We start from the raw sequence: 22,440 nt of genomic DNA, 5'->3' as shown, positions 1-22,440 counted from the left end.
TTGACGCGGGGTGGAGCAGCCCGGTAGCTCGTCAGGCTCATAACCTGAAGGTCACAGGTTCAAATCCTGTCCCCGCAACCACCCAACATCCCCAAACACCAGCACGCCGCGGCGCGGTCCCTTGATTGCGGCCCCCCGCCTCGTCACGAGCGATCGCATGGGTGACAAGTGCGGCGACCTCGTGCCGAGGACCCTTTGCCGGTCGCGTCCGAGCGACTAACAGCCGCTCGCCAGCCGAGCGGGGACCCTCGATGCCAAAGCTCCTGAACGTCAACATGTACCTGTACGACGGGCTGCTCCAGCGCTTCAAGGAGCTGAGCGCCGAGGCCGGGGTGACGACGAACAACATCTCGATCGTCGACAAGGCGGAGGAGCCTCGCCGACCGACCTCGCCCAAGCTGTTCCTGAACCTCGGGATCGGGATCGTTCTGGGACTGCTGACCGCGGCCGCGATCGTGCTGCTGCGCGAGATGTTCGACGACCGCGTCCGCCTGCCCGAGGACGTACCGGCCAAGCTGGGCTTGCCGCTGATGGGCAGCATCCCGGTGTTGGCCGAGGACGCTTCTCCGCGCGAGGAACTGGAAGCGCCGAAGTCCGAGCTGGCGGAAGCGTTCCAGGCGCTTCGGGCGACGCTTGAGCTGTCGACGCCACACGGCGTTCCGGCGTCGCTGCTGGTCACGAGCAGTCGCCCGTCCGAGGGCAAGTCGACCACCTCCTATGCCATTGCCCGCACCTTTGCGCGGCAGGGGCGCAGGGTGGTGCTGGTCGACGCCGATCTGCGCCGGCCTTCGCTCCACAAGGTCTTGGGGACCGACAATAAGGGTGGGGTCTCCAACCTGCTCGCCGGTCAAATGACCATCGGCGACGTCAAGCGCGCGACCGACGTGCCCAATCTCTCGTTCATCTCCAGCGGCCCGATCCCGCCGGATCCCGCCCAGCTGCTAGAGACCCGTGCGGTCCGCGCGGTGTTTCAGGCGCTGGCGGCCGAGTGCGACCTTGTGGTGGTCGACGGACCGCCGGTGCTCGGCCTGGCCGATGCGCTCGAACTCGCCGCCGCAGCCGAGGGTGTGCTGTTCGTCGTCGAGTCCGGGTCCATGCACTTCGGCGGCGTCCGCGCCAGCGTGAAGCGGCTGCGCGACGTCCATGCGCGGCTGTTGGGCGTGGTGCTCAACAAGTTCGACGCGAAGAAGACCGGCTACGGTACGAATTACGCCTATGCCTATACTTACCGGTACGGCGCGGCCGAGACCTGAGGCGCTTTCGCAGACCGGTCGAACGTCGCAGCGCGATTAGCGCGGGCGGGTGGACCGGTCGATCGCGTCGGCGAGCGCGCGGAAGCTGCTCGTCGCTGTCGGAGAGGGCGTCACAGTGGGCGCCGCGACGGGAAGGCGGCGATCTTCGATCCGCACCGAACCCGGGCCGCCCAGCGTACGCCGCCCAGGGCCGCCGAGCGGCGTTCCGGCTTCCGACCCCGGAGAGGAGCTCTGCGCACCTGTGGCCGGGGCCGGAACCTGCGCTGCAAGGTCGCAGGCCGTACCGGCGATCCCCGGCACCAGCACAAGCACCCGCCCGATGGTCAACCACGCTCCCTTAATCATGCGGCGATCCCCTGCGTCTCGGATGCGCGTTGCCCGCGCGCGCGGTCGCTCGGCGCCACGAGCAGTAACGCGCAGGCGAACGCGAAGGTGCAGCCGATCGCCTCGGTCCGCAGCGGGTAATCGACCAGCGAATGAAGCAGGACGAGCGCGACGATCGTCACGCCGCTCCAGGCGAGCGGGTCACGCTGGCGACCCAGTCGCGCGATGGCGACGATGCGCAGCCCGAACCATGCGGCGAACAGGACCAGAAGCGCGATTCCGCCGATTCCTGCCTCGAGGACCAGCTCGAGGTAGTCGTTGTGCGCATGGTTGACTACATAATCGCGCACGTGCTCCAACGGCTCCGTCAGTTGATAGACCGGCTCGAAGGCGCCGAAGCCCGCCCCATACGGCAAATAGGCGCGGATCGCGTCGAGCGTGGTCGCCCAGAACTCGAACCGGGCGTCGTCGCTCACCGTTTCGAACCGGGCGCCCAGCAGTTCGCCGCGATATCCGCCGGTGGCGAGCCAGCCCCCGAGTGCGAAGACGGCGAGCACCGCAAGTCCCCATGCGATCACCTGCCGATCGTGCCGCGCCTGGTACAGGCGCGGTCTTAGCAGTCTGGCTGCGACGATCAGTGACGAGAGGCCGAACAACGCCAGGCCCGCGCGCGAGGAGGTGATGAGCGTCGCCATGAACGCCAGCGCCCAGAAGGCCAAAGGCCACCAGCGCAGGACCGCCGATCGCCGGCCGTGGGCGGTTCGGATTCCCGGGAGCAGCGCGACGGCCGCCGCGAGGAAGATTGCTTGGTGGTTGTAGTTGGCGAACAGCCCCGGATAGCGATCGGAGATGCCGCCGGGATCGAGGAAGAAGGTGCCATCGCCAAACGCGAGCTGGAGCAACGCGACCACGCAGCTGGCTCCGGCGACCGCGATGACGATCATCGCCAACTGCGCGCGCTCACCCGTCGTCGCTGCGAGCGTTGCGAAGAAGAGTGTGATCGGAGGCAGCCATGACTGGATCGCAAGTCGCGTATCCTCCGGCGTGAGGCTCAACGGCCGCGACAGATCGACCAGCCCAAGGGTCTCAAGCACCAAGGCGGGAACATCGCGCCCCGGCAGCGACTGCCATGCCGAGACCGGAAGGGGAGTGATCTGCGCAAGTCCAAGGGCTAGCAGAAGAAGAATGAAAAGGGCGGGCGCCACGGCGCCTACCTGAGTCAACCGGACTCGTTCGAACAGCGCCAGCGCGGTGAGCAGTGGGAACCCCGCCGCTTCGATCAGCCCGCTGAACATGGGTGCGTGGGGGCCTAGCCCGCCGAGCACCAGCGCCAAAACAAAGAACGCGGCCGTTCCGAGGAACGTGCCGCGCCCATTATGTCCCCAGTACGAAGCAATCACAAAGCCGCAATCGGCTTAGCGTGACGCGCGATACTCCTCGAGGGTATCCTTCACATGAGTGATCGAGCCGATCAACTCCTGCTGCTTCGCACGGAATTCTTCCTCGCTGATGTCACCAGAAAGATACTGCTGACGAAGAGCTTGACGCTGAGCGACCAGCTCCTTCTTCTGCTCGCGGAAGTACTTGAAGGCTTCGCCCAGCTTGCCCGCATAGGCGAGGCTCGGCATGGCCATGCTCGTGAGCGCGGCCGCCGCGAACAGCACATTCTTGATTTTGATCATGGGCGTTCCCCTTCAAGCCAGTCCCGAAAATTCCCCGATCGTGTAGGTGATTCGTTCGCCCGACGCAAGCCTTGTTTTGCGACTGCGAACGGAATGAAAGGGAGCGGGATCATTTGCGGTGCGGAGGGTGGTCGGGCGTGCTGAACCGAACCTTGAAGATCGGGCTGGTGGTCGCCGGCGGGCTCGTGACGATCCCATCGTTGATGGGGGCGCTCGATCGCTCGGCAGCGTTCGCGAACACACGGCCGCTGATCGCAGGACAGCGCCGTAGCATCGAGGGCTTGCGGCGCGAGGCGGCGGCGGCGATCGCCGACGGGCGCTATGCCGCAGCGGCGTCGGAGGCAAGAACAGCGATTGCCCGCCAGCCGCTCGACCGGACGGCGTTGGCGCTGCTGGCGAAGGCGGAGGCCGGCCTTGGACATGAGGATCTTGCCGACGATCTGGCGATCGCCGCGTCGTTCGTCTCCTGGCGCGATCCCGCGGCTGAGATGCAGATGCTGTTCATGGGCATAGCTACCGGCCACCCCGACGACGCCGCCCGACGCGCGGATGCGATCAGCAGGGTCGCAGGGCACCGCGCGGCCGGCTTCCAAGCACTGAACCTGCTCCTTTCCCAGCCGGGCGGCGCCGGAGCCGTGGCGGCGCGTCTCGCCACACGACCGCCCTGGCGAGAGGATTATTTTCGCGACGTTCAAAGGGGCCTTGCCGCCGTGCCGCTTAAAGCCGTTCCTTTGCTCCGCTCAATGAGCCGGACCGCCGCCCCGGCGACCAAGGATGAGGTCGACCGCGTCCTGGCCTTCATGGTGGCGCGGGGATCGGCGGCCGAGGCGTGGGAGTATTGGCGAGAGCACCACGGCGGGAGTTCTCGCTCGCTGATCGACGATCCCGATTTCCAGGCGGTTCGGGTGGGGCAGGCGGGTGAGGTTGACCCGCCCTTCGTCTGGTCGATCCCGATGGACGCGCCGGTTCGGCTGGACGGTCATCAGGATGGGTCAGGCCGTCCGGCGCTTCGCATCGCGGCTCGCGATGATCGAGGCGTGTTCTTCGTCTCGCGGCGGCTCGTCGTCGCGCCGGGACAATATCGCCTGTCCTACCAGGCTTCGGGGGACGCGGATCAGCTCGATCGCTTGCACCCCGATCTCAGGTGTTCCGACAGCATCGCCGTTCCACTCCAGCCCGCCGGCGGCCGCGACGCGACGTCGGCGATCGCGGACGTCCCCCGAGGCTGCACGGTGCTGCGGCTGGGCTTCACGATCGAGCCCGGGGCTTCAGCGTCGCCTGCGCAGTTCGCGGTTCGGCAGGTGTCGCTGACGAAGCTCTGATCCGGTCGACCTCGCGATACAGATATAAAGATATCTTTATATTTGATTTCGTCGGCTCGACCGCTTAGGTGGCGGCTACCCGGGCCGGCGTCGTCGGCCCATGCCTTTCTTTCGGAGACTGCCTCGTGGCCACCGTGCTCGATCGCCCCGCCACCGCCGCCCAGGGCGACTTCGTCGTCAAGGATCTGAGCCTCGCCGACTTCGGTCGCGCCGAAATCCGCATCGCCGAGACCGAAATGCCCGGGCTGATGGCGCTCCGCCACGAGTTCGGCACGGCGCAGCCGCTGAAGGGCGCGCGGATCACGGGCTCGCTGCACATGACGATTCAGACGGCGGTGCTGATCGAGACGCTGACCGCGCTCGGCGCCGACGTCCGCTGGGCGACGTGCAACATCTTCTCGACCCAGGACCATGCCGCCGCCGCCATCGCCGCGACGGGTGTTCCCGTCTTCGCGGTCAAGGGCGAGAGCCTGGCCGACTATTGGGATTATGTCGGCGACATCTTCTCGTGGGATCGTGAGATCGAGGGCCAGACCGCCAACATCATCCTCGACGACGGCGGCGACGCGACCATGTTCGCGCTGTGGGGCGCCAAGCTCGAGGCCGGGCACAGCTTCGCCGAGCCCGAGAACGAGGAAGAGGTGGAGTTCCAGCGCTCGGTGAAGGCGTTCATCGCCAAGAAGCCGGGCTATCTGACCGAGACGGTCAAGAACCTGAAGGGCGTGTCGGAAGAGACCACGACCGGCGTCCACCGTCTCTACGAGATTGCCAAGAAGGGTGAGCTGCCGTTCCCCGCGATCAACGTGAACGATTCGGTCACCAAGTCGAAGTTCGACAATCTCTACGGCTGCAAGGAGAGCCTGGTCGACGCGATCCGCCGCGCGACCGACGTGATGCTGGCCGGCAAGATCGCCTGCGTCGCGGGCTTCGGCGACGTCGGCAAGGGCTCGGCCCAGTCGCTGCGCAACGGTGGCGCGCGCGTGATGGTCACCGAAGTCGATCCGATCTGCGCGCTCCAGGCCGCGATGGAGGGCTTCGAGGTCGTCACCATGGATGAGGCGGTCCAGCGCGCCGACATCTTCGTCACCGCGACCGGCAACGCCGACGTCATCACCGCCGATCACATGAAGGCGATGAGGCCGATGTCGATCGTCTGCAACATCGGCCACTTCGATTCGGAGATCCAGATCGCGGCGCTGTCGAACTACGAGTGGACCGAGGTGAAGCCGGGCACCGACCTGGTGAAGTTCCCCGACGGCAAGCAGATCATCATCCTGGCCCGCGGCCGGCTGGTGAACTTGGGCTGCGCCACCGGGCACCCCAGCTTCGTGATGTCGGCGAGCTTCACCAACCAGACGCTCGCCCAGATCGAGCTGTGGACCAAGGGCGAGAACTACCAGAACCAGGTCTACGTCCTTCCCAAGCACCTCGACGAGAAGGTCGCGGCACTCCACCTCGAGAAGCTGGGCGTGCATCTGTCGAAGCTGACGCCCAAGCAGGCGGGCTATATCGGCGTGCCGGTCGAAGGCCCGTTCAAGCCGGACCACTACCGCTACTAAGCCTGACGACGGGTCGGCATTCGGGCCTTGCGCCGGGGTCCGACACGCCTCGGCCGATCGGTGCGCGGCGAGTTGGATCCCGGACAAGGGCCGGCGTGACGGATGGGTGGAAGCGGCGGACGCGAGGCTCTAGGCTAGGCTCGATGCCGGGGCCGCACACCCAATGATCACCATTACCCCTCTCGCTGCGGTGCTGAGCGGGATGCTGCTCCTCGCGCTGATCGGCGCGGGCGGTCTGGCGCTGTTCTTCGGCCTGCGCGGCCGTGCGGCGCAGGCCGCGCTCGCCGCCGAGACGGCGCGGGTCGCGGCGATGCTCGACGCCTCGCCGACGGCGGCGATGCTCGTTCGCGGCGACGGGCGCGTCGAGATGCCGCAGCGGCTCGCCGACTGGATCGGCCTCGCCAAGCCGGCGCGTGCGATCGCGGATCTCTCCTCACGCGACGCCGGGCTTTCGCCGGATGAGGCCGCGGGGCTCGCGCGCGACGTGGCGGTGGTCCAGCGCGCCGGCCGAGGTTTCGTCCGCGCGGTGCGACCCATCGGCTCGACGTGCGCGCTCGTGCTGCGCGGCGAGCGCGCGCCGACCGCGGTCGGTGGCGCGGGGGCGGTGCTGGTCTGGGCATTCGACGCGAGCGAGAGCGAGAACGAGATCGCCCGGCTGCGGGACGAAGGCCAGCGGTTCGCCGCCGCGTTCGAATCTCTGACGGGACTGATCGAGGCGGCGCCGCTGCCGATGTGGCATCGCGGCGCCGATCTGAAGCTGACGATGGTCAATACCGCCTACGCCCGCGCGGTGGAAGCGACGAGCGCGGCCGACGCGGTGGCGCGGGGGCTCGAACTGGTCGAGGCGTCGGGCTCGGGCGGGCCGCTCGCGGGCGCGGCCGCGGCGCGCGAGGGGGGCCGCCCCTACGAACAGCGCGTTCCCGCCACGATCGGCGGCGAACGGCGGATGCTGCTGGTGGTCGACGTGCCGCTGCCGTCGGGCGGGGTTGCGGGCTTTGCGGTCGACATCGAGGACGCCGAACAGGCGCGAGGGCGGCTCGGCCGGTTCCAGACCGCGCAGCGCGCGATGCTCGACCGGCTTTCCGCGGGCGTCGCTCAGTTCGGCCCCGACCGGGCGCTGGTCTTCTGCAACCAGCCGTTCCGCCGCATGTTCGCGATGCGCACCGAATGGCTCGCCGACCGGCCCGAGTTCGAGCGGGTGCTCGAACGGATGCGTGAGGCGAATCGCCTGCCGGAGGTGCGCGATTTCCCGGGCTGGAAGATCGAGCGGCGCGAATGGTTCACCAATTCGGGCGAGGCGATCGAGGAGCATTGGCATCTTCCCGCCGGGAGCCACATCCGGGTCCTCGCCCAGCCGCTGCCCGACGGCGGGCTGCTGCTGGTGTTCGAGGACCGGACCGAGCAGGTCCAGCTCGCCAGCGCGCGCGACACGCTGCTGCGGGTGCGGACGGCGACCTTCGACAATCTGTTCGAGGCGCTGGGCGTGTTCGCCGCCGACGGCCGGCTTCAACTCTGGAACAACCGCTTCCGCGCCGTCTGGGGCTTCGAGGAGGAGTTCCTGTCGGGTCACCCGCGGGTCGATGCGATCGCCGACAAGGTGGCGAACCAGATGCGCAGCCCGGAGCGCGCCCGGCTGATCGCCGAGCTGGTCCGTTCGGCGACGGCCGATCGCCAGCAGCGCGGCGGCCGCGTCGCGCTCGCTGACGGTCGGCATTACGAGTTCGCGGCGGTGCCGCTGCCCGACGGCAACGCGCTGTTCACCATGCTCGACATCACCGACAGCCGGCGGATCGAGCAGGCGCTGCGCGACCGCGCCGGCGCCCTGGAGGAGGCGGACAAGGTCAAGACCGCCTTCGTCGCCAACATGAGCTACGAGTTGCGCACGCCGCTCACCTCGATCAGCGGCTTCGCCGAGATGCTCCACGGCGGGTTCGCCGGGCCACTGGCCGAGCAGGCGCGGACCTACGTGGAGGCGATCCTCGACTCGGTCGAGCGGCTCGGCGTGCTCGTCGACGACGTCCTCGACCTCACGCAGGGCGCGGGCGATGAGCTGGAACGGGTCGACGTCGATCTCGGCTCGGTGGCGATGCAGGCGGCGGACGCCTTTCGCGGCACGGCCAAGCGCAAGGGGATCGACTTCGCGGTCGAGATCGCGCGCGCGACCGGGCGCGCGCCGGGCGATCCGCGACGGTTGCGCGAGGCGATCGAGCATCTGCTGCGCCACGCCTTCGCCTCGACCGCGGGCGGCGGGCGGGTGCTGCTGCACACCGACGGCAATGCGACGCGCGCGCGCGTCGTCGTCTCGGACGATGGCGCGGGGATGGATGCCGAGGCGGTGGCGCACGCCTTCGATCGCTTCGCGCAGGTCGGCGTGTCGCCGAGCGGCGAGCGCGCGCTCGGCCTGGGCCTGCCGCTCGCCAAGCAGTTCGTCGAGGCGCATGGCGGCACGATCGCGCTGGTGAGCGAGCCGGGCGAGGGGACGCTGGTGACGGTCGAGTTGCCAAGACGGTGAGGGGGCGATGAGGCTGGCCGATCCGGTGGCGACGGAGGCCGTCGGCGCGTCGCTCGCCGGGGTCGCCCGCCCCGGCGACGTCATCCTGCTTGACGGGCCGCTGGGCGCGGGCAAGACGTCGCTGGCGCGGGGGTTCCTCGCCGCGCTGGGTCTGGCGGGAGAGGCGCCGAGCCCGTCGTTCGCGATCGTCCAGCCCTATGCGCCGCCCGAGGTGCGCATGCCCGTGCTACACGTCGACCTCTACCGGATCGACGATCCCGCCGAGCTGGCCGAGCTCGGACTCGACGAGGCGTTGGACGATTCAGTGCTGCTGGTCGAATGGCCCGACCGTGCCGGCCCAGAGCGCTGGCCCGAGGCGCTGCGGCTGATCCTGACGCCGACGCCGGACGGCGCGCGCCGCTTGACTTGGGAAGCGCCGGCGGCATGGGAGCGGCGATGGCCGACATGACCCCGCCGGCGGGCGCCGCCGACTTCCTCGCGGCGCACGGCTGGGCCGAGGCGACGATCGCGCCGCTTGCGGGCGATGCGTCGTTCCGCCGCTATTTTCGGGTGAGCCGCGGCGCGCGGCACGCCGTGCTGATGGACGCACCGCCCCCGCACGAGGACCCGCGCCCGTTCCTGGCGATCGCCGGGTGGCTCACCGAGCGGGGCTTCGCCGCGCCGGTGATCCACGCCGCCGACCCGGAGCACGGGCTGGTCCTGCTCGAAGATTTCGGCGACGCCCGGATGCGCGAGACGATCGACGCCGATCCGGGAGCGGCGGCGCCGCTGTACGAGGCGGCGGTCGATCTGCTGATCGACCTGCGGCGCCACCCGGCAGCGGACCTGCGCCCGTACGACCGCGCCGAGCTCCACCGCGAGGCGGCGCTGTTCGTCGACTGGTATTGCCCCGCGGTCGGCATCGAGCCTGACGTGGCGGGCTATCGCGCCGCCTGGGACCAGGTGTTCGACGCCGCGCTGACCGACGCGCCGGTGACGGTGCTGCGCGATTATCATGCCGAAAATCTGATGGTGATCTCCCCGTCCGACCGCCCCGAGCGAAGTCGAGGAGCCGAACCCTCGACCTCGCTCGGCTTGCTCGACTTCCAGGACGCGCTTGCAGGGCACCCCGCGTACGACCTCGTCTCGCTGCTCCAGGATGCGCGGCGCGACGTCGAGCCGTCGATGGAGGCGGCGATGCTGGCGCGCTATCGGACGGTGACCGGCGAGGGCGCCGCGTTCCTCGACGCCTATCATGTCCTCGGCGCGCAGCGGAACGCCAAGATCCTCGGCATCTTCACCCGGCTGTGGCGACGCGACGGCAAGCCGCGCTATCCGGCGTTGTGCCCGCGGGTCTGGACCTACCTGGAGCGTGACCTGGGCGAGCCCGCGCTGGCGCCGGTCGCGCGGTGGTTCGACGCGACGGTGCCGCCCGAACGGCGCGGCGATCCGCTGATGCTGGCGGCATGACCAGGGTCCGCGCGATCCGGCCGAATCCGAGCGCCCCGCCGCCGCGGACCGCGATGGTAATGGCCGCCGGGCTGGGGAAGCGGATGCGGCCGCTCACCGCCTCCCGCCCGAAACCGCTGGTCGAGGTCGCGGGCAAGGCGCTGCTGGATCATGTGTTCGACCGGCTGCGCGCGGCGGGAGTCGCGCGCGCCGTCGTCAACGTCCATTATCTCGCCGACGCGCTGGAGGCGCATCTGACCCACCGCGTCCGGGGCATCGAGATCGTCGTCTCCGACGAGCGCGACGCGCTGCTCGAAACCGGCGGCGGGCTGGTCAAGGCGCGGCACCTGATCGGGGACGATCCGTTCCTGGTGGTCAACGCCGACAATTTCTGGGTGGACGGCCCCGCGGACGCCATCCGCCTGCTCGCGGCGCAATGGGACGATGCGCGGATGGACGCGCTGCTGCTGCTGATCCCGCTCGCGCGGGCGCACAACCACACGGGGCTGGGCGACTTCCACCTTGCCGCGGACGGGCGGATCACCGGGCGGCGTCGCCGCAGCCGACTGGCGCCGTTCGTCTATACCGGCATCCAGATCCTGTCGCCGCGGGTGCTGGTCGATTGGCCCGAGGGAGCCTTTTCGACCATGCTGTTCTGGGAGCGGGCGATCGCCGCGGGGCGGGCATTCGGGATGGTCCATCAGGGTCTCTGGTTCGACGTCGGCCATCCCGGCGCGATCGCGGCGACCGAGGCGGCGCTGGCGGACGGCTGAATGGCCGGCCCGCGCCTTTATTCGATCCCGCCGCACAAGGCGTTCGCGGATGCACTCGCCGCGGGGCTGATCCGCCGCTTCGGCGCGGACCGGCTGCGGCTGGCGCGCGGGACGGTGCTGCTGCCCAACAACCGCGCGAAGCTGGCGGTGACGAACGCCTTCGTCCGTGCGAGCGGCGGCGCGCTGCTGATGCCGCGGCTGGTGGCGATCGGCAGCGAGGATCTGGGCGAGGCGATCGGCGCGGCGCTCGATCCAATCGAGGAGGCGCCGCTGCCGCCCGCCATTGATCCGCTCGCCCGGCGGATGATCCTGGCCCGACTGGTCGAGGAAGCGCGCGCCGCCGCGCGCCAGCCGGTGGATGCAGCGGAAGCGGTGCGGCTGGCGGGCGACCTGGCGCGGACGCTTGATCAGCTGATCGTCGAGGAGGTGCCGCCCGCGCGTCTGCGCGACCTAGACCTCGGCCCCGAGCTGTCGCGGCATTGGGAGGTCGCGCTCGCACTCTTCACCCTCGTCATCGATCGCTGGCCCGACGAACTGGCCCGTCGCGGACGGATGGACGCGGCGGCGCGGCGGATCGCGACCATCGACCGCGTCGCCGCGCGGTGGCGGTCCTCGCCGCCCGCCGGCTTCGTCTGCGCCGCCGGCGTGACGGACTCCGCACCGGCGGTCGCGCGGTTGCTGCGGACGGTCGGGGAGCTGGCGCAGGGAAGCGTGGTGCTGGCCGGGCTGGACGTGGCGATGCCGGAGGAGGAGTGGGACGCGCTCGGCCCGCACCGCCCCGACCCCGACACGGGTGTTCGTAGGCGGGCGATTGAAGTCCATCCGCAGTTCCACCTGAAGCTGCTACTCGATCGAGTCGGCGTCGCGCGCGCCGAGGTCCGCAGCTGGCGCGACGGCAGCGAGCATGATGCGCCGCGGCTGCGCGGGATCGCGATCGCCAGTGCGCTCGCCCCCGCCGAGTTCACCGGCAAGTGGACCCGCCTCAAACCCGAGCAGCGGCGGCTGACCGGGGTGGCCGCGGCCGAACTCGCGACCCCGGCGGAGGAGGCGCAGGCGATCGCACTGGCGCTTCGCGGCGCGCTGGAGGAACCGACGCGCACCGCCGCGCTCGTCACCCCCGATCGCGGGCTCGCACGCAGGGTGGCGGCGCATCTCGGGCGCTGGGGGATCGAGATCGACGATTCGGCGGGGCGGCCACTCTCGATCCTGCCGCCCGGCACCCTGCTCACCGCGATCGTCGAGGCGGGCGCGCAGGATTTCGCGCCGACCGCGCTGTTGACCTTGCTCAAGCACCCGCTGGTGCGCGAGGGCGCGGACCGACTGCGCTGGCTCGACGGCGTCCGCGCGCTCGATCGTGCGCTGCGGGGACCGCGTCCGGGGCCGGGGTTGCGGGGCGTCGACGATCACCTCGCCGACGCGCCCGAGCGGGAGCGCGGGGCCCGAAGGCGCGCCGCCGAATGGTGGGTCGGCGCGCGCACCGATTTGGAGGCGCTCGCCCGCACCTTCGGCGCGACCGGGGAGGGCGAGGCCCAGCCGCTCGCCGCGCTGGTCGCCTGCCTGCGGGAGGTCGCGACCGCGCTCGCCGGCGATGCGGCCTGGCGCGGCGCCGCCGGGCGGGCCGCCGCCGACCTGTTGGCGGCGATGGAGCGCGAGGGCGGGCAGGGACCGCGATCGGTGACGCCCCGAGCCTTCGCCCCCTTGCTGCGGATGCTGATGGACGAGATCGCGATCCGCCCGGGGCAGGGCGGACACCCGCGCCTCGCGATCTACGGCCAGATCGAGGCCCGGCTGCAGACCGCAGACCTGATGATCCTGGGCGGGCTGAACGAAGGCATATGGCCGGGCACGCCCGCGCCCGACCCGTGGCTGGCGCCGCGGGTCCGCGCCGAATTGGGGCTGCCGGGTCTCGAGCGGCGGATCGGTATCGCCGCGCATGATTTCGGGCAGGCGCTGGGCGCGCCGCGAGCGCTGCTCACCCGTGCGCGCCGTGATGCGCGCTCGCCGATGCTGGCGTCCAGGTTCTGGCTGCGGCTGGAGGCGATGACGGCGGATCGGTTCGAGCGCGCGTACGAGCTGGAGGCGTGGAGCCGGGCGCTCGACCGCGCCGACGGCCATCATCCCGCGAGCCGCCCTGCACCGTCGCCTCCGTCCGCGCTCCGTCCCCGCGCGATCTCGGTCACCGAGGTCGATCGGCTCCAGGCCGATCCGTTCGCCTTCTACGCGCGCCGCATCCTGGGGCTGACACCGCTCGACCCGGTGGACGCCGATCCCAGCGCGGCGTGGCGCGGATCGGCGGTCCACGCGGTGCTCGAAGCCTGGGCCAAGGAGGATCGCTGCGCGCTCGAGGCGCTGCGCCCGCGCGCGCTGGCGATGCTCGACGATCCAGCCGCCCACCCGCTGCTCCGCGCGCTCTGGCAGCCGCGGCTGCTCGCGGCGATCGACTGGATCGCAGCGGAGCTCGACGCGCGGCGCGCGGCAGGGCGCGAGGTGCTGGCGGCTGAAGGCGGCGGCCACATCGACATCGCGGACGTGAGGCTGTCCGGCCGCTTCGACCGGATCGATCGGCTGCCCGACGGCCGGCTGGGGGTGGTCGACTACAAGACGGGCAAGGCGCCCTCGGCAGCGGCGGTGACCGCGGGCTTCTCGATGCAGCTCGGGCTGATCGGCGCGATCGCGGAGAAGGGCGGGTTCGACGGCATCCGCGGCACGGCGGGCGCGTTCGAATATTGGTCGCTGGCGAAACGCGGCGACGGCTTCGGCGCGATCACCTCGCCGGTCGATCCGGTCGGCAAGAACGGCAAGCTGTTCACCGACGATTTCACCACCCACGCGGTCAGCGTCTTCGTCGCCGCGGCGGGCCGGTGGCTGACCGGAGACGCGCCGTTCACGGCCAAGCTCCGGCCCGAATACGCCAACTTCCCGGACTATGATCAGCTGATGCGGCGCGACGAATGGTATGGCCGTGAGCGCTGATCTCTCGCTGCTCCCCCCGCTCCAGGACGCGCAGCGGCAGGCGAGCGACCCGCAGGCGCACGTCTGGCTCTCGGCGTCCGCCGGAACGGGCAAGACGCAGGTGCTCGCCGCCCGCGTGTTCCGGCTGCTGCTGACCGGCACCGATCCGGGCGCGATCCTCTGCCTGACCTTCACCAAGGCGGGGGCCGCGGAGATGGCCGGCCGCATCAACCAGCGGCTGGCGGCGTGGGTCCGGATGCCGGACGCGGCGCTCGACCGCGATCTGGATTCGCTGGGCGAGCGGATTTCCGCTCCGCTTCGGGCACGGGCGCGCACGCTGTTCGCCAAGGTGCTCGACGCGCCGGGCGGGGGCATCCGCATTCAGACGATCCACGGCTTCTGCCAGTCGCTCCTCGCCGCCTTCCCCGTCGAGGCGGGGCTGGTTCCCGGGTTCCGGCCGATCGAACCGCGCGAGGAGACGCTGTTGCAGCGCGAGGCGCTGTCGGACCTGCTGGTCGTGGCCGAGCGGGAGGGGCGGGAACGGCCGCGCGCGGTGATCGGCGCGCTGGCGATGCGGCTGGGCGAGCAAGCGGCGGAGGAGTTCCTGCGCGCCTGCGCTGGCGCGCGGCCCGCGCTGGAGGCGCTGCCGTCGGGCGTGCAGCCGTTCATCCGCCGCGCGCTCGATCTGCCGACCGGCGACATCGACGCGGCGATCCGGGAAGGCTGCGATGCGCTCGATCATGGCGCGATCGGCCGGATCGCGCAGGCGAACCGCGCGTGGGGCACCACCACTGGCGGGAAGCACGCCGAGGTCGTGGAGCGCTGGCTCGGCGCGGCCGCCGACCTTCGGCTGGAGGCGATCGCGGACCTGCGCGCCGTGGTCCACACCACCACGGGCGCGCCCCGCAAACCGACCGCCAAGCTCCTGGCGGCCGAGCCCGAATATCTGGAACTGGCGAGCGCGCTCGGCGATGCCTGCGCCGCGCTGCTCGCTCTCCGGATCCGCGCCGACTACGCAGATCTGCTCGCCGATGCGCTCGAGATCGGGCGCGACTACGCCCGCGGTTATGCCGAGGCGAAGCGGCGGGCGGGAGCGGTCGATTTCGACGATCTGATCGCCGCGACGGTCGACCTGCTGAAACAGCCCGGCATCGGCGAATGGGTGCGCTTCAAGCTCGATCGCACCACCGAGCACGTCCTGATCGACGAGGCGCAGGACACCAATCTCGCTCAGTGGACGATCATCCGCGCGCTGGTCGAAGAATATTTCGTCGGCGCCGGCGTGTTCGCCCCCTCGCTGCGGACGTTGTTCACCGTCGGCGACTTCAAGCAGGCGATCTTCGGATTCCAGGGGACCGATCCGCTCTTCTTCCGCGCCGCCGAACGCTATTTCGTCGAGCGGGCGGAAGCGGTCCGCGGCACCGACGACATGCCCGATCACGAGCGCGGCCTGCCGTTCGCGCGGCTGTCGCTCGACGCATCCTGGCGGTCGACCGCGCCGATCCTCGAGTTCGTCGACGCGGCCATCGCCGCCGCGGGCGACGATGCGCTCGGCGCGGTCGGCGAGTTGCAGCGGCACGTCAGCAAGGTGCCCGGCCCCGGCGCGGTCGAGCTGTGGCCGCCGCTCGTCGCCGGCGCGGGCGAGGCGGAGAGCGATGAGGGGGAGGAGGGCTGGATCGACGACGTCGTCCGCGCCAACGCGACCCGGATCGCCAAGCAGGTCCGCGCGTGGCTCGATGACGGGTTGACGCTGGGGAGCAAGGGTCGCGCCCTCCGCCCCGCGGACGTGATGATCCTCGTCAAGCGTCGTGGCGAGCTGGCGCAGCTGCTGGTCGCGCGGCTGTATGCCGAGGGGGTCGCCGTCGCCGGGGTCGACCGGCTGCGCCTGAATGCGCCGCTGGCGGTGCAGGATTTGCTGGCGGCGGTGCGTTTCGTGCTCCAGCCGGGGGACGATCTGAGCCTTGCGAACCTGCTGGTCTCGCCGCTGATCGGCTGGACCCAGGAGGAGCTGCTCGCCCGCGCCGCGCCGCGCGGCGGCGGGCTGTGGCGGCATCTGGGGGAGACCTGTCCGGGCGAACTCGCCCCGCTCGAGCGGATGCTCGCGCGCGCCGACTTCACCACCCCCTACCGCTTTCTCGAAGAGCTGCTGTCCGGCGAGCTGGACGGCCGCCGCAAGCTGCTGCGTCGGCTGGGAGAGGAGGCGCGCGACCCGATCGAGGAGCTGCTCAGCGCCGCGCTCGACTTCGAGCAGACCGCGACGCCTTCGCTCCAGCGCTTCCTCGACTGGTTCGATCGCGGCGACGTGGAGATCAAGCGCGAGGCCGAAGGATCGCACGACGCGGTCCGGGTGATGACCGCACACGGTGCGAAGGGGCTTCAGGCCCCGCTCGTCATCCTCGCCGACGCGACCGCCGATCCCGATGCGTCGCCGCGCTCGGTCGTCCGCTGGACGCCGGAGGGGTTCGAGGACCCGATCCCGGTCTTCCGCCCGCGCGCGGCCGAACGCGCCGGCGCGATCGACGCCGCGGTGGCGACCCTCGAGCAGCGCGAGCGCGAGGAGCATTGGCGCCTGTTCTACGTCGCGACGACCCGTGCCGAGGAGCGGCTGGTGATCGCCGGCTCGCTCGGTCCCAAGGCGAACGGCGAGCCGCCCGCGGCGAGCTGGTTCGCCGCAGCCGAGCGCGCGCTGGGCGAACTGGCGGCGGCGCATCCCCGATCCGTCCAGAGCGCGCCCGCCGTGCACGAGGACGAGCGGGTCGCGTTGACGTTCGTAGGCTCGCGTCCCGCCAACGCCGTCCGCGCGCCCGCCGCCATGCGCGCAGCGCCGCGGCCCGCGCCGGCGCTGCCCGAGTGGGCGCGCCGCGCCGCCCCCGAGGAGGCGCGCCCGCCACGTCCGCTTGCGCCGTCGTCGCTCGGCGAGGATGCGGTCGCCGATCCGCCGCCGTCCGCCGCGATGCAGGCGGCCGCCGAACGGGGGCGGCTGACCCATGCGCTGTTCGAGCGGCTGCCGGCCGTGCCCGCACCCGATCGCGCCGCCGCCGCCGACCGCTGGCTCGCGACCGCCGGAGCGGTCGGCGACGCCGGCGAGCGCCGCTCGATCGCGACCGCGGTGCTGCGCATCCTCGACGATCCCGCCCATGCCGCGCTGTTCGGCCCCGACGCGCTCGCCGAAGCGCCGATCAGCGCGACGTTGGGCGACGGGCTGGTCGTGGCGGGCACCGTCGACCGGCTGCTGGTCGAGGCGGACCGCGTGACCATCGTCGATTTCAAGACCGGACGCCATGCGCCCTCCTCGCTTGTAGAGACCCCCGAATGGCACTTGCGTCAAATGGCGGCCTATGCCGCGGCCGTGGCGGTGATCTTCCCCGACCGCCCCGTCACGGCGGCACTGCTCTACACCGCCGGCCCGCGCTGGATCGAACTCTCCGACGACGTGCTCGCCCGCCACAAGCCGCGCTATCGCGCCTCGGAGCAAAGCTAGGGACCCAACCGTTGAGCCCGGGCGGCCCGCGACCTAGATCATGGGCAACCAAGGAGACACGGGCATGGCCACCAAGCAGATCACCGACGACAGCTTTCACGCCGACGTCATCAGCTCCGACAAGCCGGTGCTGGTCGATTTCTGGGCGGAATGGTGCGGGCCGTGCAAGATGATCGGCCCGTCGCTTGAGGAGATCAGCGACGAGCTCGGAGAGCAGGTGACGATCGCCAAGATCAACATCGACGAGAACCCCGACGCGCCGGGCCGCTACGGCGTGCGCGGCATTCCGACGATGATCCTGTTCAAGGCCGGCGCGCCCGCCGCGACCAAGGTCGGGGCGGCCCCCAAGGGGCAGATCAAGGGCTGGCTCGAAGGCGAACTGGCCTAAGCGCCCGCCGCGTGCGGCTGCGTCCGCTCGACGAGAAGAACTGCCAGGTCATCTGCCCCATTGCGGCGGGGATGACCGGCGTCTGTCTGACCGCCATCACGGTGCTGCGCGTCGTGGTGACGGTCAACAGGCGCGGGACGGTCGCCGACAACATGCTGGCGTTCGATGCGCTGCTGTTCCTGATCGCGACCCTGACGTCCTATCTCGCGCTGCGCGTGCCCGACGGCGAGCGGCTGCACGTTATGGAGCGCGCGGCCGACTGGTCGTTCATCGCGGCGATGGTGCTGCTGACGCTGGTCTGCTTCGTGATCACGTTCGACGTGCTGGCGTGAGCGTCAGCTGCGGTAGTCGGCGTTGATGCTGATGTAGCCGTGGGTCAGGTCGCAGGTCCAGACGGTCGCTCGGCCCTCGCCCAGCCCCAGATCGACGCCGATCTCGATCTCCTGTCCTTGAAGATGCGTGGCGACCGGGGCTTCGTCATAGCCGGGGACCACCGCGCCGTCGCGCGCCACTTCGCTCGCGCCGAAACGGATGGAGAGGAGGTCGCGGTCCGCCGGCTCGCCTGCTTTGCCGACCGCCATGACGACGCGGCCCCAATTCGCATCTCCCCCCGCGATCGCCGTCTTCACCAGAGGCGAGTTGGCGATGCTCATGGCGATGCGGTGCGCCGAGCGGTGGCTCTCGGCCCCGGTGACCTGGACCTCGATCAGCTTGGTCGCGCCCTCGCCGTCGCGGACCACGAGCAGCGCGAGCCGGCGGCACAGATCGGACAGTGCCGCCCGGAAGGCGTCCGCGCCTCGACTGTCCTCGTCGGTCAGCGGCGCATTCCCGGCCCGCCCGGTCGCGAACGCCAGCACGGTGTCGCTGGTCGAGGTGTCGCCATCGACCGTGATGCACGAGAAGGTCGTCGCATTCGCCTCGGTGAGCGCCCGCTGGAGGAAGGCGGCATCGACCGCGGCGTCGGTGAAGACGAAGCCGAGCATCGTCGCCATGTCCGGCGCGATCATCCCCGAGCCCTTGATGACGCCCGCGAGCGTCACCGTCCGCCCGTCGACCACCGCAGTCGCCACCGCGCCTTTGGCGAAGGTGTCGGTCGTCCCGATCGCCGCCGCCATCTCCGGCCAGCCGGTCGGCTCAGCGGCGAGCGCGGCGTCGACCCCCGCCTCGGCGTTGGCGACCGGCAGCGGCACCCCAATCACCCCGGTCGAGGCGACGAAGACGTCGGAGGGGCGGCACCCGGTCGCCCCGGCCACCCGCGCCGCGATCGCCTCGACGGCGGCGCGCCCCGCCGCGCCGGTGAAGGCGTTGGAGTTCCCTGCATTGACCACCAGCGCCCGCGCCTCGCCGAGCACCAGCGCGCGGCGGCACCATTCGACCTCAGGGGAGGGACATTTCGACTGGGTGAGCACGCCCGCTACTGTCGTCCCCGCGTCGAGGCGCACCAGCGTCAGATCGTCGCGCGCCCAATCCTTGTAGCCTGCGTGCGCGGTGCGGACCTCGACTCCGGCGATCAGCGGGATCGCGGGGAAGGGCAGGGCGAGGGGTGAGGGCACGGGAGCATCTCCACAAAATGCGGTTCGTCGCTCGCATAGCGCCGCCCGGAAGATTCGCCATCGCCGATGCCCGCGTCCCGACCGGCGAAAGGAGAGCGGTTTACGACGACCGGTCGCCACCCTATGTCGCGGCGGCGATGAACCTGCTTCTCCTTCTGTCGGCGCTGCTGTCGGCGCTCACCGGCGTCGCCGGCGCGGCGCGGACGGTCGAACCGCAGGCGATTGCGGATCGGATGGTGGCGGCGCCGGTCGTCGCCCGTGCGGCGACGGCCACTCGGCGGCCTGCGAACATCGCCGCTCGCGCGGCCAGGCCCTTCAGCGCGCGGGTCGCGCTGCCCGCGCAGCCTGCGGCTCTCGTTCCGCTCTACCTGCTGCGTCCGCGCGAGTAGCGCGCGAGACCGTCGCCGCCACTTCCCCGCGCGGGCCGCAGATGAGCGGCGCCGCGCCGCTCCAAGTTCAGGATCCCGCTTATGTTCGGCGCCATCGCCAAAACCGTGTTCGGCTCGTCCAACGACCGTTACGTCAAGTCGCTCAATCCCATCGTCGCCAAGATCGCCGCGTTCGAACCGGCGCTTCAGGCGATGGACGATGCCGCGCTCGCCAACCAGACCGTTCTCTTCCGCGAGCGTCTGGCGAATGGCGCGACGCTCGACGACCTTCTCCCCGAGGCATTCGCGACCGTGCGCGAGGCGGCGAAGCGTGTGCTCGGCCAGCGGCACTATGACGTCCAGATGGTCGGCGGCATCGTCCTCCACCGAGGCGAGATCGCCGAGATGCGGACCGGCGAGGGCAAGACGCTGGTCGCGACGCTGGCGGTTTATCTCAACGCCCTGCCGGGCGACGGCGTCCACGTCATCACCGTCAACGACTATCTGGCCGCGCGCGACGCCGAGTGGATGGGCCGGGTCTATCGGTTCTTGGGGCTGACGGTCGGGACGATCGTCCCCAATCTCACCGACGAGCAGCGGCGCGACGCCTATGCCGCCGACATCACCTACGGCACCAACAACGAGTTCGGCTTCGATTACCTGCGCGACAACATGAAGTACGAGCGCGCGTCGATGGTCCAGCGCCCGTTCGCGATGGCGATCGTCGACGAGGTCGATTCGGTGCTGATCGACGAGGCGCGCACCCCGCTGATCATCTCCGGCCCGACCGACGACAAGAGCGAGCTGTACATGCAGGTCGACGCGGTCGTGAAGCGGCTCGACCCGATCGACTACGAGAAGGACGAGAAGCAGAAGTCGATCATCCTGACCGAGGACGGCACCGAGAAGGTCGAGCGGATGCTGGAGGACGCCGGGCTGCTCGAGGGTCAGAACCTCTACGATTTCGAGAACACGCAGGTGGTCCATCATCTCAACCAGGCGCTGCGCGCGAACATGATGTTCAAGCGCGACACCGATTACATCGTCAAGGACGGCAAGGTCATCATCATCGACGAATTCACCGGCCGCATGATGGACGGGCGACGCTGGTCGGACGGGCTGCACCAGGCGGTCGAGGCCAAGGAAGGCGTGGACATCGAGCCAGAGAATCAGACGATGGCCTCGATCACCTTCCAGAACTACTTCCGCATGTACCCGAAGCTTTCGGGCATGACCGGCACCGCGGCGACCGAGGCCGCCGAGTTCTACGACATCTACAAGATGAACGTGGTGACGATCCCGACCAACGTGCCCGTGCAGCGGATCGACGAGGAGGACGAGTTCTACAAGAGCACGCAGGACAAGTTCCGCGCTATTGCGAAGCGCATCCGCGAACATGCCGAAAAGGGCCAGCCGGTGCTGGTCGGCACCGTCTCCATCGAGAAGTCCGAGCTGCTCAGCGAATTCCTCAATCAGGAGGGCGTCGATCACTCGGTGCTGAACGCGCGCTATCACGAGCAGGAGGCGCATATCGTCGCGCAGGCCGGACGCCTGGGGGCGGTGACGATCGCGACCAACATGGCCGGGCGCGGCACCGACATCCAGCTCGGCGGCAACCTCGAGTTCCGCGTCGCCGACGAGCTCGCCGGACTGGCGGACGGCCCCGAGCGCGAGCAGGCGATCGAGCAGATCCGGCGCGAGATCGCCGCCGAGAAGGCGCGCGTGCTCGAGGCGGGCGGGCTGTTCGTGCTCGGCACCGAGCGGCACGAGAGCCGCCGCATCGACAATCAGCTGCGCGGCCGTTCGGGACGCCAGGGCGACCCCGGCCTCAGCCGCTTCTACCTGTCGCTCGACGACGATCTGCTCCGCATCTTCGGTCCGGACACGCTGTTCGCCAAGATGATGCGCAACAACATCGACGACGGCGAGGCGATCGGCAGCAAGTGGCTGACCAAGGCGATCGAGACCGCGCAGAAGAAGGTCGAGGCCCGCAACTACGACATTCGCAAGCAGGTCGTCGAATATGACGACGTGATGAACGATCAGCGCAAGGTCATCTACGAGCAGCGCGCCGATATCATGGACGCCGACACGATCGGCGAGGTGGTGACGGACATGCGCGCGGAGACGGTCAACGCGATCGTCGGCGAGGCGTGCCCGCCAAACAGCTATCCCGAACAGTGGGACGTCGAGGGGATGAAGCTCCGCCTCGCCGAGACGCTCAATGTCCAGCCGGACGTCGACGCCTGGCTGAAGGAGGATGCGATCGATCCCGAGATCGTGACCGAGCGCGTCCAGGCGGAGGCCGATGCGCTGGTTGCCGCCAAGTCCGCCGAGCTCGAGCCGGAGACCTGGACATCGATCGAGAAATCGATCCTCCTCCAGAACCTCGACCATCACTGGAAGGAGCATCTGGCGACGCTGGATGCGCTGCGCCAGGTCGTCCACTTGCGCGCCTATGCGCAGAAGACGCCGATCAACGAATACAAGCAGGAGGCGTTCGGGCTGTTCAGCCGGATGCTCGACACGATCCGCGAGGACGTGACGCGGACGATCGCCCATGCGCAGTTCCGGATGGAGCCGCTGCCGACTTTGCCCGAGCTGCCGGACTTTATCACCAGCCATTTCGATCCGTTCACCGGCGAGGACGACACGCGCGACATCGATGCGGGATCGCTCGGTCTGGTGACCTCACAGCTGCCGCCGCTGCAGATGGCGCAGCCCACCGCTGCCGATCTCGGCACCGATCCGGCGAGCTGGCAGGGAGTGGTGAGCCGGAATGCGCCGTGTCCCTGCGGTTCGGGCCGCAAGTACAAGCACTGCCACGGCGCGGTGTGACGCGAAA

Annotated in this window: 16 protein-coding genes and 1 tRNA gene; 14 read left to right on the top strand and 3 right to left on the bottom strand. The window is 70.2% G+C overall.

What is annotated here, in order from left to right:
• Positions 1-4: 4 nt before the first annotated feature.
• Both AC4GYY_RS05780 and AC4GYY_RS05775 read left to right on the top strand, forming a co-directional pair.
• A tRNA-Met gene (locus AC4GYY_RS05780) sits at positions 5-81 on the top strand.
• Positions 82-251: 170 nt separating this feature from the next.
• The gene (locus tag AC4GYY_RS05775) at positions 252-1,253 is read left to right on the top strand and encodes a tyrosine-protein kinase domain-containing protein (RefSeq protein ID WP_491119258.1); all 1,002 of its coding nucleotides are present in this window, start codon (positions 252-254) and stop codon (positions 1,251-1,253) included.
• A 341-nt stretch (positions 1,254-1,594) separates the two neighbouring features.
• Here the strand turns inward: AC4GYY_RS05775 and AC4GYY_RS05770 are convergent, their stop codons facing one another.
• Together AC4GYY_RS05770 and AC4GYY_RS05765 are read right to left on the bottom strand one after the other, a co-directional pair.
• A complete protein-coding gene (locus tag AC4GYY_RS05770) occupies positions 1,595-2,671 on the bottom strand; it encodes an O-antigen ligase family protein (protein ID WP_491119257.1) in 1,077 nt (358 codons plus the stop codon).
• Positions 2,672-2,992: 321 nt separating this feature from the next.
• Positions 2,993-3,259: a hypothetical protein gene (locus AC4GYY_RS05765; RefSeq protein ID WP_491119256.1), complete on the bottom strand. Its 267-nt coding sequence runs from the start codon at positions 3,257-3,259 to the stop codon at positions 2,993-2,995.
• 137 nt (positions 3,260-3,396) lie between these two features.
• Here AC4GYY_RS05765 and AC4GYY_RS05760 point away from each other — a divergent pair, with 137 nt between their 5' ends.
• The 10 genes from AC4GYY_RS05760 to AC4GYY_RS05715 all read left to right on the top strand — a co-directional run bounded on the left by AC4GYY_RS05760 (position 3,397) and on the right by AC4GYY_RS05715 (position 18,006).
• Positions 3,397-4,581 carry a hypothetical protein gene (locus tag AC4GYY_RS05760; RefSeq protein ID WP_491119255.1) on the top strand — a complete coding sequence of 395 codons (1,185 nt, stop codon included), beginning with the start codon at positions 3,397-3,399 and terminating at the stop codon, positions 4,579-4,581.
• A 125-nt stretch (positions 4,582-4,706) separates the two neighbouring features.
• Entirely contained in the window at positions 4,707-6,140 is a 1,434-nt protein-coding gene (gene ahcY, locus AC4GYY_RS05755; RefSeq protein ID WP_491119254.1) for an adenosylhomocysteinase, read from the top strand.
• Between the two features lie 163 nt (positions 6,141-6,303).
• Positions 6,304-8,652: a sensor histidine kinase gene (locus AC4GYY_RS05750; protein ID WP_491119253.1), complete on the top strand. Its 2,349-nt coding sequence runs from the start codon at positions 6,304-6,306 to the stop codon at positions 8,650-8,652.
• A 7-nt stretch (positions 8,653-8,659) separates the two neighbouring features.
• The gene (gene tsaE, locus AC4GYY_RS05745; RefSeq protein ID WP_491119252.1) at positions 8,660-9,100 is read left to right on the top strand and encodes a tRNA (adenosine(37)-N6)-threonylcarbamoyltransferase complex ATPase subunit type 1 TsaE; all 441 of its coding nucleotides are present in this window, start codon (positions 8,660-8,662) and stop codon (positions 9,098-9,100) included.
• Positions 9,097-10,101, top strand: a complete 1,005-nt coding sequence (locus AC4GYY_RS05740) for an aminoglycoside phosphotransferase family protein (RefSeq protein ID WP_491119312.1) — start codon at positions 9,097-9,099, stop codon at positions 10,099-10,101. The genes tsaE and AC4GYY_RS05740 overlap by 4 nt, the downstream gene beginning before the upstream one ends.
• Positions 10,098-10,853 (top strand): nucleotidyltransferase family protein, encoded by a 756-nt coding sequence (locus AC4GYY_RS05735; RefSeq protein WP_491119251.1) that lies wholly within the window; start codon positions 10,098-10,100, stop codon positions 10,851-10,853. The genes AC4GYY_RS05740 and AC4GYY_RS05735 overlap by 4 nt, the downstream gene beginning before the upstream one ends.
• The gene (gene addB, locus AC4GYY_RS05730; protein ID WP_491119250.1) at positions 10,854-13,826 is read left to right on the top strand and encodes a double-strand break repair protein AddB; all 2,973 of its coding nucleotides are present in this window, start codon (positions 10,854-10,856) and stop codon (positions 13,824-13,826) included.
• Positions 13,810-17,286 (top strand): double-strand break repair helicase AddA, encoded by a 3,477-nt coding sequence (gene addA, locus AC4GYY_RS05725; RefSeq protein WP_491119249.1) that lies wholly within the window; start codon positions 13,810-13,812, stop codon positions 17,284-17,286. Before addB ends, addA begins: the two co-directional genes overlap by 17 nt.
• Before the next feature lie 64 nt (positions 17,287-17,350).
• Complete coding sequence (gene trxA, locus AC4GYY_RS05720; RefSeq protein WP_491119248.1) at positions 17,351-17,674, top strand: thioredoxin TrxA; 324 nt, start codon at positions 17,351-17,353, stop codon at positions 17,672-17,674.
• 11 nt (positions 17,675-17,685) lie between these two features.
• Positions 17,686-18,006: a hypothetical protein gene (locus tag AC4GYY_RS05715; protein WP_491119247.1), complete on the top strand. Its 321-nt coding sequence runs from the start codon at positions 17,686-17,688 to the stop codon at positions 18,004-18,006.
• A 3-nt stretch (positions 18,007-18,009) separates the two neighbouring features.
• On the opposite strand, the gene argJ is transcribed toward AC4GYY_RS05715, so the two are convergent.
• Entirely contained in the window at positions 18,010-19,227 is a 1,218-nt protein-coding gene (gene argJ / locus AC4GYY_RS05710; protein ID WP_491119246.1) for a bifunctional glutamate N-acetyltransferase/amino-acid acetyltransferase ArgJ, read from the bottom strand.
• 137 nt (positions 19,228-19,364) lie between these two features.
• Between argJ and AC4GYY_RS05705 the strand changes: the two genes are divergently transcribed.
• Together AC4GYY_RS05705 and secA are read left to right on the top strand one after the other, a co-directional pair.
• Positions 19,365-19,616, top strand: coding sequence for a hypothetical protein (locus AC4GYY_RS05705; RefSeq protein WP_491119245.1), 252 nt, complete (start codon positions 19,365-19,367; stop codon positions 19,614-19,616).
• Between the two features lie 81 nt (positions 19,617-19,697).
• A complete protein-coding gene (secA, locus tag AC4GYY_RS05700; protein ID WP_491119244.1) occupies positions 19,698-22,433 on the top strand; it encodes a preprotein translocase subunit SecA in 2,736 nt (911 codons plus the stop codon).
• Positions 22,434-22,440: the final 7 nt, after the last annotated feature.

The organism is Sphingomonas sp. SP6 (assembly GCF_058313435.1).
The sequence above is the reverse complement of the archived record's forward strand: the minus strand, read 5'-3'. Positions and strand labels throughout refer to the sequence as shown.

Coding starts and splice junctions, on each gene's coding strand:
- AC4GYY_RS05705 (WP_491119245.1), top strand. CDS start 19,365: ATGAACCTGCTTCTCCTTCTGTCGGCGCTGCTGTCGGCGCTCACCGGC.
- tsaE (WP_491119252.1), top strand. CDS start 8,660: ATGAGGCTGGCCGATCCGGTGGCGACGGAGGCCGTCGGCGCGTCGCTC.
- AC4GYY_RS05750 (WP_491119253.1), top strand. CDS start 6,304: ATGATCACCATTACCCCTCTCGCTGCGGTGCTGAGCGGGATGCTGCTC.
- AC4GYY_RS05775 (WP_491119258.1), top strand. CDS start 252: ATGCCAAAGCTCCTGAACGTCAACATGTACCTGTACGACGGGCTGCTC.
- secA (WP_491119244.1), top strand. CDS start 19,698: ATGTTCGGCGCCATCGCCAAAACCGTGTTCGGCTCGTCCAACGACCGT.
- AC4GYY_RS05740 (WP_491119312.1), top strand. CDS start 9,097: ATGACCCCGCCGGCGGGCGCCGCCGACTTCCTCGCGGCGCACGGCTGG.
- AC4GYY_RS05735 (WP_491119251.1), top strand. CDS start 10,098: ATGACCAGGGTCCGCGCGATCCGGCCGAATCCGAGCGCCCCGCCGCCG.
- addB (WP_491119250.1), top strand. CDS start 10,854: ATGGCCGGCCCGCGCCTTTATTCGATCCCGCCGCACAAGGCGTTCGCG.
- trxA (WP_491119248.1), top strand. CDS start 17,351: ATGGCCACCAAGCAGATCACCGACGACAGCTTTCACGCCGACGTCATC.
- AC4GYY_RS05765 (WP_491119256.1), bottom strand. CDS start 3,259: ATGATCAAAATCAAGAATGTGCTGTTCGCGGCGGCCGCGCTCACGAGC.
- addA (WP_491119249.1), top strand. CDS start 13,810: ATGGCCGTGAGCGCTGATCTCTCGCTGCTCCCCCCGCTCCAGGACGCG.